A 16002-nucleotide genomic window follows, 5' to 3' on the forward strand; every position below is an offset into this window, starting at 1 on the left:
ACGCCTCTTATCCATAAGACATGAGGAGCGCCTGGCTTTTTTATCTTATATTCAAAACAAATACTTTAACAAAACTGACACATAAACTTCAAAATACTATAACCTATCCTAGAATTTTCTTACCCAGATTGTATCTGAAATACGTCAATCATGATTATATCTACCTCTCTATATTAATATAAGACATTGATATTTATATATATTAATTGGCTGTCCAATTTTTCAGCATCGCTTTTTGAAAAATACCAAAGCTTCCGCACCTTATGTAATCAAACTGACATGAAATGCTTTTATTTGTCCAAATCGAAAAGACAAAAATAACAAGTCGCCAACTCGCGATTTGAAAACCGATAAAAATTTTATCGAACTCGGACAAATATAGGCAGAGAAATATGCTGCAACTCACAGGCGTGTCGCGCGTCTTCGGTTCCAAGACCGCCGTAGATGATGTCAGTTTTGCCATTCCGTCAGGACAGATGGTTGGCATTATCGGACGCTCGGGCGCAGGCAAGTCTACTCTTCTGCGCATGTTGAACCGGTTGTCCAAGCCGACATCTGGCCAGATCCGTTTTGGCGATCTGGAAATCTCGTCCTTGCGCGGCAACAAGCTGCGCCATTGGCAGCGCGATTGCGCCATGATCTTCCAGCAGTTCAACCTTGTGCCGCGGATCGATGTGTTGACCAACGTCATGCTCGGTCGCCTGAACCACCGCAACACAGCCCTCAGCCTGTTGAACATCTTCTCGCAGGAAGAACGCATGATGGCGCTCGCCTCTCTGGAGCGCCTCGGCATTGCCCAGACCGCTTTGCAGACAGCAGGCACACTGTCCGGCGGTCAGCAACAGCGTGTCGCGATCTGTCGCGCCCTGATGCAGCAGCCGAAAGTCATGCTGGCGGATGAGCCGATTGCCTCGCTTGATCCGATGAACGCCAAAATCGTCATGGACGCTCTGGAAGACATCAACAAGCGCGACGGCATCACCGTTATCACCAACCTGCACACACTCGACACGGCCCGCCGGTATTGCGGGCGCATCATCGGCATGGCGCACGGCCGCGTCGTTTTTGATGGTTCTCCCGACGAGCTGACGACAGCCGCAGTCAACGAAATCTATGGCGCAGACGGCAGCATCGATGAATCGATGACATCGACCAGCCTGTCTTCGCCTGTTCCGCCTTCGGCTCCGGCCGACATCGAAGCTCTCGCTGTCGCCCAGTAAGCCGCATCCCATCGCCCGCCCGCGTCACAGGCATACATCTCTTTACTCTTGAACAGTCGTCCGGGGGGAACCGGACAACAGGAGACGTCTTATGTTGAAGAAAGTCCTTATCGCAGCGACGACCGTCCTGACGCTCGCTTCGTCTGCAAGCGCTGCAGAACTGAAAGAATTCCGCGTTGGTATTCTTGGCGGCGAAAATCAGACAGACCGTCTGCGTAACTATTCCTGCCTGTCCGACCACATCAAGAAGGCTCTTGGTGTCGACAAAGTCAGCCTCTTCCCGGCTGCCGACTATGACGGCGTTATCCAGGGTCTGCTCGGCGGCACGCTCGACTTCGCTGAACTCGGCGCTTCCGGTTACGCCAAGGCTTACCTGGCCGACCCGAAGGCTGTTGAGCCTGTTCTGACCACGGTTCAGACAGACGGTTCTGCTGGTTACCATTCCGTCATGGTTGCCCGCAAAGATTCCGGCATGACCAAGCTGTCCGACATGAAGGGCAAGAAACTTGGCTTTGCTGACCCGGATTCGACTTCTGGTTACCTGGTCCCGACCGTTGCTCTGCCAAAAGACATCGGCATGCCGGTTGACAAGTTCTTCTCGTCCACCGGCTTCGGCGGCGGTCACGAAAACCTGGTTCTTGAAGTTCTCAAGGGCACGTTCGATGCCGGCACAACCTGGGCTTCGGGCGTGGGCGACTTTGAAGACGGTTACACCTCGGGCAACCTTCGCAAGATGGTCGACAAGGGCGAACTGGACATGAACGACCTCGTTCAGCTCTGGGAATCCCCGTTGATCCCGAACGGCCCGATCGTTCTGCGGTCTTCGCTTTCCGATGAGAACAAGAAGAAGATCGTCGACATGCTGATCGATATGTCCAAGAACGACCGCGACTGCTTCTCGGCTGTCGAAGGTGGTGACTACAAGGGCTACAAGAAGGTTACGGCGAAGTTCTACGAAACCATCATTGCAGCACGCAAGCAGACCATCGGCGACTAATCGCCCCCTGTGTGAACCAGCACCGCGGCGTCCTCGCCGCGGTGTCTTTTTGTCAAGAAGCCGGTATCCCTGATGACGATCAATTCTTCGGTGCTCAGCCCGCAAAGCCAGCAGATCCTAAACCACTGGAACAAGCTCACAAATACGCGCAGGCTCTATACACTGATCGGGGTCGCGGTGATCCTTGTTGCGCTTGCCAGCTCGCTCTGGTTTGCCAACGACACGAATGCCGGTAAGTTCTGGGATCGTCTGCCCCATTTCTTCGATTTCTTCGGCGATCTGATCCCCCGCGACGGACTTGAAGTCTGGCGCGCGCTGTTCGACCGCCCCTCGCCCTATGACAACGGCAGCCTGATGTACAACTACCCGGTCGGCCGGGTGTACCTCACAAGCTGGTTCTATATCCCTGAATACTTCTACAAGATGCTCGAGACGCTGAATATCGCGCTTGTCTCGACAATCATCGGCTATGTCTTCGCCTTTCTGCTGTCGTTCCCATGGCTCGCAACCTTGGTGTACCCTACTGGCTGCGTACCATCGTTCGTCGTTTCATGGAACTGCTGCGCGCCTTCCCGGAAATCGTTCTGGCCGGCTTCGTCCTTGCCATCCTGTCCATCGGGCCGATCCCGGCAATGATCGCCGTGACGATCCACACGATTGGCGCGTTGGGCAAACTGTTCTTCGAGGTGATCGAGAATGCCGACCTCAAGGCAGACGACGGCCTCAAGGCTGTTGGCGGCAGCTGGATCGAGCGTGTCCGCTTCGGCATCGTGCCGCAGGTGATGCCGAACTTCCTGTCCTATACGTTGCTCCGCCTCGAAATCAACGTGCGCGCCTCGACCATCATCGGTGCCGTTGGAGGGGGCGGCATCGGGGAAGCGCTGCGTCTGTCGATCAGCCGCGGCCATGCTGCCAAGACCATCGCAATCGTTCTTTTGCTGTTCTGCACGATCATCGCCGTTGATCAGCTTTCCGCCTACATGCGCCGCAAGCTTGTCGGCGACCAAGCCTTTCAATTCGGAGGCACGGCCTGATGCCCATGACAACCATGAACGCCTCTCAGCAGCAGACCCTGCTTGACCGCTATCCCGATGTGTTCAAGCGCACCCTGATGCAGCGCTTTCGAATCCCGCTCGTCGCCTTCATTACCGTAATCTATCTGGTGTTTGCCTGGTGGCTGTTTGGCGTCAGCACGATCATCGGACGCGCGGATTGGGATATTGCTGGTGTCTATCTGTCTGACTGGGTGTCCTATGCCATCCGACCGGACGTGCGCATTGAAAACAATTCGCTGAAACTTCAGTTCCCGCGCTACAGCAAGCTGGGCAGTGACCCGCATCCAGCCTTAGCTCACGCAGGATATGGAAACGGTCACGCGCACTATTCCTGCGCCCGCGTCCAGCAATGACACCACACCCAAGACCTCAACGTCCAGCAGTTCCGGCAGCTTCATGACGGCCCCCACGACGTCGACGTCCAGCTCTGCCGGCAGTTTCATGGCGGCTTCCCCGAGTACGTCGTCGGACAGCAATGCACCTGCGACATCGACCAGCAGCAGCGCTAGCAGCTTCATGGCAGCTCCATCCGCTAACGATGATGCCACCAGCGAGACCGACAAGAGCAGTGCCAGCAGTTTCATGGCCCCAGCGCACTGACGATCAATCCGTTGACGCCTCGGCCAGCACACCCGCCGTGGCCGACGACACACAGCCTGCGCCAGAAGCAAAAACGATCACCGAAACGGTCGCCAAGCAGATCACCGTCGACATCGGCACGGCTCATGCCGTCATCGAGCCACATCAGGTCACTGCGACATATGAAAATCAGACCGTACACATCAAGATGGTCCCCGATCAGGGCGTCACGTTTCTTGATCCAAAACCGGTTTGGGCCAAACAGCACGGAACGAACGGGACGGTTCGCCTCAACTTCGGCTTCCGTGGCTCGCTGGAAGTGCGCGACGACAAGGTTCGCATCCGTCACCGTTTCTGGGGTTGGGCCAACTTCTTCTTCGACACCAACTCGCCGTTCTTCGGAATGCCTTACAGCGAAGTTCTGACGAAGATCACGTCCGGTCCACGCATCGATCCGGCTCAGTCCAACCTTTCGCTTGCCTTAGCAGAACATCCTCAACAACGCCGAATGGCAACATGGCGACGTCTGGATGAAACTGTTCCAGACCATCATCATGGCCTTTGCCGGAACGCTGCTGGCCTCTGTCATCGCCTTCCCGATGTCGTTCATCGCAGCGCGCAACATCTTCAACAACAAGCCGATCAACCAACTCACCAAGCGGTTCTTCGATTTCCAGCGATCCGTCGACATGCTGATCTGGGCCCTGTTCTTCACCCGTGCATTCGGACCTGGCCCACTGGCTGGTATTTCGGCAATTTTCTTCACCGACACCGGAACATTGGGCAAGCTCTATTCCGAAGCATTGGAAAACATCGACGACAAGCAACGTGAAGGCATCAAGTCGGTTGGCGCACCGCCGATCACTGTTCAGCGCTTCGGCGTCATGCCGCAGGTCCTGCCTTTGTTTGCCAGCCAGGCGCTTTATTTCTGGGAATCGAACATCCGCTCCGCCACCATCATTGGTGCCGTGGGCGCAGGTGGCATCGGTCTAAAACTGTGGGAAGCCATGCGGACCAACGCCAATTGGTCGAATGTCGCCTACATGGTTCTCCTGATCCTGCTTGTTGTGTATATCTTCGATGGTATTTCAGCACGCCTTCGCTCCGCCCTGATGGGTGGACAAAATGACTAATCTGATCGCATCCCCAGTCTCGATACCAGAGACGCGATCACCGGCTTTGCCCCCGCCCGACCGAACGCCTGGAGATCGCCTTGCGATACGCCATCTACTACACACCACCCGCAGACGACCCTCTGGTTCAAAACGCAAACGACTGGCTGGGCCGCGATGCCTTCACCGGCGCACGGTCTCCGGTCAAGGTTGATCCTGCTCTGATCGCCGACCCTGTCCGCTATGGGTTTCACGGCACACTGAAAGCACCGTTTCATCTGGCCGACGGGGCAAGCGAAGATGACCTGATCGCCGCCTTCGACACGTTTTGCAAGACAATGCCTGCCTTCACTGTGCCGGAGTTGGTGTTGGATCAGATCGGCCCGTTCTTTGCGCTTGTGCCCGGCACGACCAGTCATGATGACATTACAGCTCTTGCCGAAGCCTGTGTTCGAGAGTTCGAACCTTTCCGCGCGCCGCTGTCTGACACAGACGTTGCCCGTCGCAAGCCGGAAACACTCCCCGAGCGCCAGCGCACCAATCTCTTCGACTGGGGTTATCCCTATGTCTTTGACGAATTTAGATTTCACATGACCCTGACCGGTCGGGTGCCCGCAGAGCAACAGGCGGCGATGCGCGATACACTCGCCAGTCATTTTGCAAAGCACATCAACCGGCCCCGTCCTATCCAGCATCTGGCGCTGTTTACGGAAGCTGAACGCGGAGATCCGTTCCGTGTTTTCCAGATCAACGCCCTTGCCCAAACCGCATAAAGAAAGCCGACACGATGACACATGACTTGCTCATCAAAAATGCCCGGATCGTTCTCGAAGACGAGATCATCACCGGAGCCCTCAAGGTCGAAAACGGCAAGATTGCCGACATCACCGAGGGTCAGACAACAGCAGCAGGCGAAGATTTTGAGGGCGACTATCTGATCCCGGGCCTCGTTGAACTGCATACAGATCATCTGGAACAGCACTATTCACCGCGTCCCGGCGTGCAGTGGAATATGATGTCGGCCATTCAGGCCCATGACGCCCAGATCGCAACGTCCGGCATCACCACGGTGTTTGACTGCCTGCGCATGGGCGCCGACGAAAACGGCGGCTTTGAAACTGGCGAAATGCGCCGTATGGCCGATGCGCTGGCTGCAGCCCGCAAGGAAGATCGCCTGCGCGCTGATCACCTGATCCACCTGCGTTGCGAAGTATCTGCGCCCAATGTTCTTGAACATTTCGAAGGCTTTGAGGACGTAGACGGTGTAAAGTTGGCATCGCTGATGGACCATGCGCCGGGTCAACGCCAGTTCCAGACGATGGATCAGTACATTCTCTACTACAAGAAGAAGCGTGGTCTGACCGACAATGAGTTCGCTCATTTCGTCGAGACGCGCCAGGCCCAGTCGGCCGAATTTTCGCATAAGCACCGTGTCGCCATTTCCAAAGCGTGTCTTGAAAGAGGCATCACCATCGCCTCGCATGACGACGCGACCCTCGAACACGTTCAGGAAGCCAAAGGCTTTGGCATCCGTCTGGCCGAATTCCCAACCAGCGTTGAAGCGGCCAAGGCCTCGCATGAAGCGGGTATGAGCGTATTGATGGGCGCGCCGAATGTTGTGCGTGGCGGGTCGCATTCCGGCAACATCGCTGCAACAGATCTGGCCAGCATTGATGTTCTTGATGTGCTGTCTTCCGATTACGTGCCGTTCAGCCTGATCCATGCCCCGTTCCTGATTGCTGATGCACACGAGCATATTTCTCTGCCCAAGGCCCTAGCCATGGTCACCAGCACACCGGCCAAGACCGTCAGCCTCGATGATCGCGGTCGTCTGGCAACCGGCCTGCGCGGCGATCTGGTCCGTGTCCGTCGCGACGAAGGCGTGCCGGTCGTCAGCAGCGTTTGGCGCGAAGGCAAGCGGGTCGCCTGATATGGCCAAGACGGGCAAGATCATCGCGGTCGTGGGGCCAAGTGGCGCGGGCAAGGACAGCCTGATCGACGTCGCACGCCACACGCTCGCCGATGCGGGAACAAAGACCGACCTTCTGTTTGTGCAGCGCATGATCACCCGCCCCGGCGATGCCGGTGGAGAGGATCATTATTCCGTCAATGAGACCGTGTTCAAGGACATGCGCGCCAATGGCGCGTTTGCCCTGTCATGGGGCGCGCACGGACTGTTCTACGGCATCCCGGCCTCTACCCTGACGGCTCTTGAAAACGGACAGGTTCTGGTGGTCAACGGCTCGCGTTCGGCCCTGCCGGAATTCCGACGCGTATACGGCGACCGCTTGCGTGTCGTTCTGGTCACGGCATCGCCAGAAGTGCTCGCAGAGCGTCTGGCCTCGCGTGGGCGCGAGACAGCGGAGAGCATTTCCCGACGCCTGCAACGCAGCACGCTCACGGACACGGCGGAGACTGTCCCACCACATCTGACGATTATAAATGAAAGCACGTTGGAGGACGCTGGTCAAGAATTGATAACATTTCTTGAAAAATGCCGAACCGGCGAAGATGCATAACCGCATCTTCGCCAACGGACATCCTCAGACTTCATAAGCCTCAATGACCATGGAATGCACGAGACGGAAAGCTTGTTCGGCAGCTCGTATGGCCGTGTCAGTTTCATCCTCGTCCAGTATAATATCATCCAGTGCCGCAGCGAAGGCACGCCAATGCAGGCCACGACCTTTTGGATCAGCTGCAAGGTGCCTCGCACCAAACGTCTCGGACAATCCGAGGGCGCGCGCATTCTTCAAGAGATAGGCCGCGCCGAGATTGGACCCTTCGGCCACATACAGCCAGCCAAGAGCCTCCGGCGTGCCCGGTGCAACGGACACATCAGGGATGCTCGTCGGCACCGTCATCTTGATATCCATTAGATCTTGCCGGACAAAATCGACGCGACGTCGCCCTTCCAACGCAGGCAGACCTGCACTGAGACCAACATCATCGTAAAGCGGGTCAATCGCAGCATGAAAGCGATATTGCACCTGCAAAAAGCGGCCGTACCGTTCCAAATCCTCAAAAGGCTTTTGCGCCATAATTCTCTTGTCGAGATTATCATGCGCCTCACGCGTTCCGTCTTTCAATCTGGACGCGAAAGAGACGGCTGATGCGCTTGGGCCCACCTGAGTTTCACTGATACTCATTCCATCTCCTTCCCTGCACAGCGGCAGTTCGATTAATTAGCCTTTTTTGTTTCGTCAATTGGGAAACGCACGAACCCCCAAACAGGTTCATTTGTGACTTCAAGCACTTGGCGTTTAACGCATAAAAAAAGAGCTGCCTCGAAAGACAGCTCTTAGATTCAAACCTTGCTAAAAGAGTCCGGAAAACGCGGATTTTCAGCGTGCCAGACGGCTGCTTCCCAATGCTGCTTCCACCGCTTTTCCGGCGGCTAGAAGCGCTCCATCGCAGCCTTTTGCCCCAATCAACATGGCGCTGAGAATTCGCCCCTCATGTTGAAAGGGTAAGGCCAGACCACACCCGTCAGCAATGTTGCCAAGAGAGGGATTGCGCAGAGCCAAAAGGTTCATTTTGCCAAAGGTCGCATCATCTTCCATGCTGGCCATCGATGGCGGCAAGATTGGCGTTGTCGGCATCAACAGCAGATCATCGCCCAGCTCTTCGGAAAAGGCTTCGACGAACTGCGCCCTCAAATTGAGGGTTTGCCGATAGGACACAGCATTCAACTCGTCAGCCCGCGCCATACGCACATGAACACGTGGGTCAAACTGATCTGCCATCGTCTGGAATTGATGCTCAAAATGCGCGCGCGCTTCGATGGCTGTCAGATGCCACGTCGGGATCTTTGCATAGAGGTCCATGCAGACAAGATCCTGCTCAATAATATCGAACCCTTGTGCCGTTAGTTCAGACACGGCCGCCTCGAAACCTTGCGCAATTTCATCCTGCATATCGCCAAAGCCAAAATTGCGCGCGATCCGCAAGCGTCGCTTTTCAGCTGCACCTATAGCCTCACTGACTGCCCGGCCATCACCTGCCATGTTGCCTCACATGCGGCGACAGAGGTGGCCATCGGGCCAAAGCTGTCCAGCGTGTCTGACAGAGGTACGCCACCTTTCATCGATACCGACGCCTGGGTCGGTTTGAAACCGACAATGCCAGTAAATGCCGCCGGGATCCGCAAAGACCCACCAGTGTCGCTGCCGAGCGCCACATCGCATAGACCTAGCGCCACGGACACAGCACCGCCCGACGTAGACCCTCCGGGCACACACCCCGGATAAACCGGATTGTCCGGTGTACCGTAATGTGGATTGAGGCCGAGCCCGGAATAGGCGAATTCCGACATATTGGTCAGGCCCACGAACACAGCACCAGCGGCGCGCAGGTTGGCGATGGAAGGGGCATCTTCCTGTGCCGCTGGATCAATCGCCAGAACCTTGGTCGCCGACGTCGTCACTTCGCCTTTCACATCGAACAGCGCCTTGACGCTGATGAGGGCTCCGGCGAGCGGTGAACCATTGGCATCCGCGGCAGAGGCCTGCGCGCGCGATGTTTCAGGGTCAAGGATCTTTATGAAAATGGATTTGGTCGCAGGATCGCTCTCAACACGCTCCAGTGCTGCGTTCAGGCGCTCAGGGGCGGTCTCTGCGGACCATGAAAATTGTGCCGAATTTCTGCTCATTGAACCCTCGCGACCAGATTTTTTAAAACACGCTCCCTCAGGAGACGATCGTCAGAACACTGGATGTGTAAGACCATTCAATGGTCTTATCAGACTTCGGATCCCGCATCTGCATCTTGAAGTCAGCCCCCGGGCGCACACCACCAATTGCCGGCAGCGTGCCACACAACATGGCCTCGCCATCCTGCAGGCCAGCGCCTTCGATCAGGTATGCCAGTGGCAACATGGCAGCCAGCGTGCCCTGCTGATAAACGACCCACTCGCCGTTTTCCAGAATCCAGGAGGTCAATTCAATGTCGTCGAGATGATCCTCCACATCGGCCAGTGCCCACAACTCGTCTGCCACCGGCTTGGCGCAGATCTGCTTGGAATGTGCAACAGAATAGGCTTCCAATGCACGGTCTGTCTGGTCAGACGCAAGTCCAATCCAGATCTTGCCATCGACCTTGATCAGAAACGGTTCGGCTTCGCCGGATGTCTCTGCGCCCAACACCTGGATCTGCGTGGCTTGGGTCAAGGTCTGAGGCGCGCACTGGTAATAAAGAGGCACGGCCGAGGGAGCCGGAACACCCAATTCCGCCAACTCGGCAATGTGGTGATCAACTGCTGCCCGGTTGCGTCCGGTCCATCCGGCCACAGTGAGCTTGACGGGGGCGCATTCGAGCACCCCTTCTTGTGTCTTGAACTTCATGCATGTGTCTTTCAGAAAGTGGAAGGCAGGAACAGCGCGATCTGTGGAGCCAGGATCAACAGGCCAACCATCACGAGCATCGCGATGACATAGGGAATGCAGCCGATCATGACGTCGGAGAATCGCCCCCCTCGCGGGCAGATTGCACCACGTAGAGATTGAGCCCGACCGGCGGCGTAATCAGTGCCATTTCAACGAGAATGATCATCAGAATGCCGAACCAGACCTTGTCGTAGCCAAGGTGAACGATGATCGGCACAGTGATTGGAATTGTCGCCACCATCAGCGACAGCGTTTCGATGAAGAAGCCCAGCACGATATAGATCAGCACAATGACCAGAAGTGTGGCCAGCGGCCCGATGCCCATAGTATTCAGCATCGTTTGCAAGGCACGGGTGACGCCAGAAGCCGTCAGCACGAAGTTGAGGACATAGGCTCCAATCACAACGAGCATGATCATGGCAGAGGTGCGCACCGCACCGCGCAGCGCTTCCACCATCATCGGGATGTTAAGTGCCTTCTGGTGCAAGGCAATCAGGCAGGAAATCAACACACCAATGGCAGCCGCTTCGGTCGGTGTTGCCCAACCGGCATAAATGGACCCAACGATCGACAAAAACAGCACCAGAATAGGGATCAAATCCAGCAGAGCGCCGAATTTTTCGCCCCATGTGCTGGTGCGCCTTGGCCCTCCAAGCGACGGGTTGATAATGCAGAGCACGGCGGTCATCGCCATGAACAAAAGCGCCAGCAGAATACCCGGCAACAAACCAGCCAGAAACAGGCGAGGGATCGAGCTTTGCGTCAGGAAACCATAGACGATCAGATTGATCGACGGCGGGATCATGATACCCAGCGTTCCGCCCGCAGCAATCGCTCCGGAAAACAGCTTTTCCGAATACCCCAACTTGCGAGCCTGCGGCATGGCCACTGTGGCAACCGTTGCAGCCGTGGCGACCGACGAACCGGATGTTGCTGAAAACATGGTGGCGGTGGCGATGTTGGCATGTACCAACCCGCCGGGCAGCCAGTGCCACCCATTTTTCCAGTGCAGTATAAGTCCGGGCCGCGACGCCGCTGCGGACCAGAATTTCACCCAACAACACAAAGAGCGGAATGGCAATCAGCGTCGAGCTGTTGGACGATGACCAAACCACCTGACCAAGCCCCCGCATCAACGGAAACGGGCTGAAGAAAATATCGATCCCGAAGGCCAAAATGAAGAGAACGCTGCCAACAGGAATGGACAGCGCCAAAAGCGCCAGAAGGCCGATGCCTGTGAACGGGATCATGCCTCGCCCTTTCCGCCAGCAGTTTCATTGATGACGTCATGACGACCAAGGCCGAACTGGACGACGAGATAGATCAGCAAAATGCTGGCCGAAACAGCAAACCACAGCCAGCCAGCCCACCACAGTGTCTGCGGGATCCACAAAGGTGTTTCCATCTGCGTGTTGGCACGCGCCCCTGTTGCAAGGGTTTTGGAAAGCACATCCCAGCCATGAAAGGCCACGACGATAGCCGTGGCGGCAAGAGCCCCCAGGGCAATCACGTCAAGAACGGATCGCCCAAGGGGAACAAGGCGTTGGCGAAGCAGATCAATACGCACATGGGCCTGCTCCGTCATTGCGTAGCCGACACCCCAACTTGAGGTGATGGCCATCACATAACCGGAAATCTCATCGACACCGCCCAGAGATGCTCCAAGCTTGCGACTGATAATCTCGATCAGTGTCAGGACGACGCAGGCCAGCAGCATGATGCCGACCAGAATGGCGATCCTGTCATTGATCTTGCGAAACAAAGAGACGAACGATGTCATGAGATCCCGAACTTACTTCAGAGAAACCTGAATGCCGACAACCTTGCCAACACTGTCATTCCAGCGTTTGGCCCAGTCGCCGCCGGCACGGCTTGCCCAATCCGGAAGAACCTTGTTGACCAGCACTTCACGCGCCTTGGCCATGTCTTCCTTGGAGGGTTCGACAAGCACCATATCATGCGCCTTGCCGCTCTTGCACTCGGCACCCTTGCCCGTCAAACAGGCAATGCCCTGCGCCAATGCATCCTGCGCATTGTCCCGGGCCTTGTCTTCCAGGCCTTTCTTGACGCCATCGGCGAGAATCTTCTGGTCGTCTTTCGAAAGCGAGTTCCACTTGTCGTAGTTGATCGCGATCACGACCGGGTCCCAGCCGCCAAGCGGAATGGTCATAAGATGCGTTGACACGTCAAACCAGCCTGCGCTGTAGCCCGAACCGGCACCGGTCACGGCACAATCAATCACACCGCGCTGAAGAGCGCCTGGCACTTCACCAAAGCTGACGTTGGCGCTGGTCGCCCCAAGTGCTTCAAGGAACTTCGCAGTCATACGACCAGAGGCACGAACCTTCTTGCCCTTCAGATCAGCCAGTGAATTGACGTCTGCGTTACAGAAAACAACCTGCGGCGGGTAAGGTGCAATACCCAGAACCTTGGCGTTGAAGACGTTTTTGAAGATGTCATCCATCATCGGCTTGGCTGCATCAACGGCCGCATGAGCGGTCTTCGCATCGGTTGCAACCAAAGGCACATCAAGACCTTCAAGTGCAGGCGCATCGGCAACGGCATAATCGCCAACCGTCATGCCGACATCAAAAACACCCTGCCCCAGCATGCGGAACACATCACCACCGGAGATGCCCATCTGGTCATGCGTGGTCAAAGTGGCGGTCAGCTTGCCGTCAGAAATCTTTTCAAGAGTCTTGGTCCAAAACGGCACTTCATATTGCTTGTGCAGCGGCAAACTGCTCCAGCTTCCGACAACCGAAAGCTGCTCGGCCTGAGCCTGCGATGCAAACGCGAGGGCGATCAAAGGGATCGACGTTGCGAGTAGTTTCTTCATGGTATTGAACTCCATGCTCTGGAAGGACAATGACTGTTTGTCAGTCATCATAGGCGTAAAGTGGTGCGGTCGCTTCTGTGACGTCCGCAAGCAACATTGCTCCGGGCGCATGTGCGATGGAGAGTGCAGGCTTGGCCTGCATCATCGCAACCTGTGGCGTGACCCCACATGCCCAGAACACCGGGAGTTCCCCGTCCCGGATATCGACAGCCTCGCCCCAATCGGGCTGACTGACGTCACGAACACCAATCGCCTCCGGCGCACCGATATGAAGCGGCACACCATGAGCGAGAGGCATGGTTTTGCAAATCTCGAAAACTTTCTCGACTTGATCTTTCCTGATCGGCCGCATCGACACCACGGTAGCACCGGAGAATGGCCCGCACGGCGTTGTCTGAAGGGAAGACCGGAACATCGGCACAGTCACATTTCTCTCGATGTGGCGCATGCCGATTCCAGCATTGATCAGGGCATTTTCGAATGTAAAGGAGCAGCCAACGGCAAAGGAGACGAAATCATCACGCCACAGGTTAAGAAGATCCCGCTCCTGCCCTGACAACACCCCATTCCGATACACATTGTAACGCGGCGCATCGGTTCGAACATCGACTGCCGCGCCAAGGCGCGGAATGAAAGGGTTGCTCAGGAGTAGAGACACCCGCAAGCGGACACGCTTTGGGATTAAGCCGACAGAACTCATGAAAGTCTTCAGCCAGATTACCCGGAAGGATCGCCAGATTGCACTGAAGCCGGCCTTTGGCTAGACCCGCCGTATGACCGGAATACCGCCCACTTCGGATCGCGTCTCGCACAAAGTCGTCGTCCCGACCCAAAAGGTCGGACATCTGGTAATCCTCAAGCATGTCCACCTCAGTCTTATTGTTTTGCCAGATGCTGACGGAAACACCCCTATAAAGTCAAATCGCTATTTTCTGTCCTAAGTGATCCAAATTTGTTATCACCCTGAGTAACAAGGGACAATCCGTATGACACTGGACCAGCTTAAAACCTTTTTGTGGGTTGCGCGCACAGGCGGCGTGCGCCGAGCCGCAGAGCGCATGAACATTTCGCAACCCGCAGTTTCATCACGGATCACAAGTCTGGAAACGTATCTTGGAGCTACGCTTTTTACGCGCACTGCCTCAGGCGTTAGTCTGACAAAACAAGGCGTTATCCTGCGCAACCATGCCGAGCAGATTTCCGCCATCGTCGAGCGGATCAAGGCAGACGTTATCCCCTCAGATACTGTCAGCAGCCTGTTGCGCGTTGGGATTGCGGAAACCATCGCCCAGACGTGGCTGCCGGACTTTCTGACACGCTTGCATCAGACCTTTCCGAAGCTGAAAATCGAGGTAACGGTCGATATTTCCATCCATCTGCGCGAAATGCTGCTGGATCGAACCCTCGATTTGACCGTGCTGATGGGCCCTATTTCGGAATACAGCACCGACAACCTTGCCTTGCCGCCCTTCGAGTTGAGTTGGTACTGCCCGCTGCATCTCGATACGCCAGACCTCAGCACCACCCCGGTGATCACTTACAATCGCAACTCGCGCCCGCACCGCGAACTGACCCGCGAACTGCGTGAACGCTATGGCAGCTCGGCTCAGATTTTCCCCACCAATTCCCTCTCGACCGGGTTCGAGATGGTGGCAGCCGGCATTGGGGTCGGCATTCTCCCCCGCGCGCTCGGTCGACGTCTGGTCGCGGAAAAACGCATCAAGACGTTCGACCCGGGCTGGCAAGCAACGCCTCTTCTGTTCACAGCCACGTATATTGGCGAGCCTCGCGACGAACTGGTGGCAGAGGCCGCGCGCTGCGCGCAGCAAGTCGCCATCGATTACGATGCGCGCATCAGCCAACTTATGGACATCACTTAACCCCCACCAACCAAGCGCTCAGCGCATAAAAAGGGCGTCCGAACTCTCTTCAGACGCCCTGATACCGCACAATTGCCCAAAACAATCAAAAGTGGATTTTAAGCCATACCACCGTTGGCACGCAGGGTCTGCCCGTTAATCCAACCACCCTCCGGCCCGATCAGGAAAGCCACGGTATTGGCGATATCTTCCGGTTCAGCCAATCGCTCAAGCGGGTTCATCTTGGCCAGTTGATCGACCCATTCATCGCTCTTCCCCTCAAGAAAAAGCTCCGTTGCAGTCGGGCTACAGGTGCCACCGCATTTACCGTGATGGAACGCCCCCGCAACTCCTTCGCCAAAATGGGCGTAAAGGCTTCAACGGCCGCTTTCGTGGCGGTATAGACCGCATACTGAGGAAAGCGCGTCGCAACGACCGTGGTGGATAGATTGACCATGCGCCCACCATCCGGCATCCGATTTGCGGCTTCACGCAAGCAGTTGAAGGTGCCTTTAACATTGACAGCCATCAGCCGATCAAAATCTTCATCAGTGAAGTCAGCAAGGTTCGCAAGTGCCATGATGCCCGCCGAATTAACGAGCGCGTTCACGGGCCCCAGATCGGCTTGCACCTTGTCAAACATAGCTTTTACGGCAGATGTATCAGCCACGTCCGCCTGATAAGAACGCGCAAGGCCACCATCTGCCTTGATCGCGGATGTCACCTCGTCTGCGGCCTTGGCATTGCCCGCATAGTTGACGGCGACGGCAAAGCCATCCTTGGCCAAGCGCTTCGCAATCGCCGCACCGATACCCCGTGATGCTCCCGTAACCAATGCAATTTTCGATTTTTCTGACGTCATGCTGATTCCTTTCAAAGTCTGCAAACAGCTATCAACCTGAGAGATAAGAGTTTGAGCTATCCAGACAATCTGTTAGTTTTCGATCAAACAATGCG

At 56.1% G+C, this 16002-nt stretch carries 14 protein-coding genes and 5 pseudogenes; 9 read left to right on the forward strand and 10 right to left on the reverse strand.

All coding sequences use genetic code 11. The features are described 5' to 3' along the window. The first annotated feature begins 392 nt into the window (after positions 1–392). The 4 genes and pseudogenes from phnC to AC0L7U_RS07030 all read left to right on the forward strand — a co-directional run bounded on the left by phnC (position 393) and on the right by AC0L7U_RS07030 (position 3625). Entirely contained in the window at positions 393–1220 is an 828-nt protein-coding gene (gene phnC, locus AC0L7U_RS07015) for a phosphonate ABC transporter ATP-binding protein (RefSeq protein ID WP_473694873.1), read from the forward strand. Positions 1221–1311: 91 nt separating this feature from the next. Next, positions 1312–2217: a phosphonate ABC transporter substrate-binding protein gene (gene phnD / locus AC0L7U_RS07020; RefSeq protein ID WP_473694875.1), complete on the forward strand. Its 906-nt coding sequence runs from the start codon at positions 1312–1314 to the stop codon at positions 2215–2217. Positions 2218–2289: 72 nt separating this feature from the next. Further along, positions 2290–3251: pseudogene (gene phnE / locus AC0L7U_RS07025) on the forward strand (phosphonate ABC transporter, permease protein PhnE). After that, positions 3251–3625: a hypothetical protein gene (locus AC0L7U_RS07030; RefSeq protein ID WP_473694876.1), complete on the forward strand. Its 375-nt coding sequence runs from the start codon at positions 3251–3253 to the stop codon at positions 3623–3625. The pseudogene phnE (AC0L7U_RS07025) and the gene AC0L7U_RS07030 overlap by 1 nt, the downstream one beginning before the upstream one ends. On the opposite strand, the gene AC0L7U_RS07035 is transcribed toward AC0L7U_RS07030, so the two are convergent. After that, positions 3563–3790, reverse strand: coding sequence for a hypothetical protein (locus AC0L7U_RS07035; protein WP_473694878.1), 228 nt, complete (start codon positions 3788–3790; stop codon positions 3563–3565). The two genes, AC0L7U_RS07030 and AC0L7U_RS07035, sit on opposite strands and share 63 nt — an antisense overlap. Before the next feature lie 104 nt (positions 3791–3894). Here AC0L7U_RS07035 and phnE (AC0L7U_RS07040) point away from each other — a divergent pair. The 4 genes and pseudogenes from phnE (AC0L7U_RS07040) to phnN form a co-directional block, all read left to right on the forward strand. After that, a pseudogene (gene phnE, locus AC0L7U_RS07040) lies at positions 3895–4984 on the forward strand (phosphonate ABC transporter, permease protein PhnE); the annotation flags it as partial. An 80-nt stretch (positions 4985–5064) separates the two neighbouring features. After that, positions 5065–5736: a DUF1045 domain-containing protein gene (locus AC0L7U_RS07045; RefSeq protein WP_473694880.1), complete on the forward strand. Its 672-nt coding sequence runs from the start codon at positions 5065–5067 to the stop codon at positions 5734–5736. A 14-nt stretch (positions 5737–5750) separates the two neighbouring features. Beyond that, positions 5751–6893: an alpha-D-ribose 1-methylphosphonate 5-triphosphate diphosphatase gene (locus tag AC0L7U_RS07050; RefSeq protein ID WP_473694882.1), complete on the forward strand. Its 1143-nt coding sequence runs from the start codon at positions 5751–5753 to the stop codon at positions 6891–6893. 1 nt (position 6894) lies between these two features. Beyond that, positions 6895–7482: a phosphonate metabolism protein/1,5-bisphosphokinase (PRPP-forming) PhnN gene (phnN, locus tag AC0L7U_RS07055; protein ID WP_473694884.1), complete on the forward strand. Its 588-nt coding sequence runs from the start codon at positions 6895–6897 to the stop codon at positions 7480–7482. Between the two features lie 24 nt (positions 7483–7506). Here phnN and AC0L7U_RS07060 read toward each other — a convergent pair whose 3' ends face one another. From AC0L7U_RS07060 to AC0L7U_RS07095, 8 genes and pseudogenes are all read right to left on the reverse strand, one after another. Further along, positions 7507–8112: a biliverdin-producing heme oxygenase gene (locus AC0L7U_RS07060; protein WP_473694886.1), complete on the reverse strand. Its 606-nt coding sequence runs from the start codon at positions 8110–8112 to the stop codon at positions 7507–7509. 195 nt (positions 8113–8307) lie between these two features. Then, the gene (locus AC0L7U_RS07065; protein WP_473694888.1) at positions 8308–8970 is read right to left on the reverse strand and encodes an amidase family protein; all 663 of its coding nucleotides are present in this window, start codon (positions 8968–8970) and stop codon (positions 8308–8310) included. Next, the gene (locus AC0L7U_RS07070; RefSeq protein WP_473694890.1) at positions 8934–9614 is read right to left on the reverse strand and encodes an amidase family protein; all 681 of its coding nucleotides are present in this window, start codon (positions 9612–9614) and stop codon (positions 8934–8936) included. The genes AC0L7U_RS07065 and AC0L7U_RS07070 overlap by 37 nt, the downstream gene beginning before the upstream one ends. Before the next feature lie 37 nt (positions 9615–9651). Then, on the reverse strand, positions 9652–10305 hold the full coding sequence (locus AC0L7U_RS07075) for a DUF2848 domain-containing protein (protein WP_473694892.1): 654 nt from the start codon (positions 10303–10305) through the stop codon (positions 9652–9654). Positions 10306–10316: 11 nt separating this feature from the next. Then, positions 10317–11597 (reverse strand): annotated as a pseudogene (locus tag AC0L7U_RS07080) (TRAP transporter large permease). After that, complete coding sequence (locus AC0L7U_RS07085; protein ID WP_473694894.1) at positions 11594–12127, reverse strand: TRAP transporter small permease subunit; 534 nt, start codon at positions 12125–12127, stop codon at positions 11594–11596. The pseudogene AC0L7U_RS07080 and the gene AC0L7U_RS07085 overlap by 4 nt, the downstream one beginning before the upstream one ends. 12 nt (positions 12128–12139) lie before the next feature. Next, positions 12140–13186: a TRAP transporter substrate-binding protein gene (locus AC0L7U_RS07090; RefSeq protein ID WP_473694896.1), complete on the reverse strand. Its 1047-nt coding sequence runs from the start codon at positions 13184–13186 to the stop codon at positions 12140–12142. 40 nt (positions 13187–13226) lie between these two features. After that, positions 13227–14049, reverse strand: a pseudogene (locus AC0L7U_RS07095) (putative hydro-lyase). A 123-nt stretch (positions 14050–14172) separates the two neighbouring features. On the opposite strand from AC0L7U_RS07095, the gene AC0L7U_RS07100 reads away from it, so the two are divergent. After that, positions 14173–15066 carry a LysR family transcriptional regulator gene (locus AC0L7U_RS07100; protein ID WP_473694897.1) on the forward strand — a complete coding sequence of 298 codons (894 nt, stop codon included), beginning with the start codon at positions 14173–14175 and terminating at the stop codon, positions 15064–15066. A 98-nt stretch (positions 15067–15164) separates the two neighbouring features. Here AC0L7U_RS07100 and AC0L7U_RS07105 read toward each other — a convergent pair. Beyond that, positions 15165–15907 (reverse strand): annotated as a pseudogene (locus AC0L7U_RS07105) (SDR family oxidoreductase). Positions 15908–16002: the final 95 nt, after the last annotated feature.

This window comes from Roseibium sp. 10G30-5 (assembly GCF_055809635.1).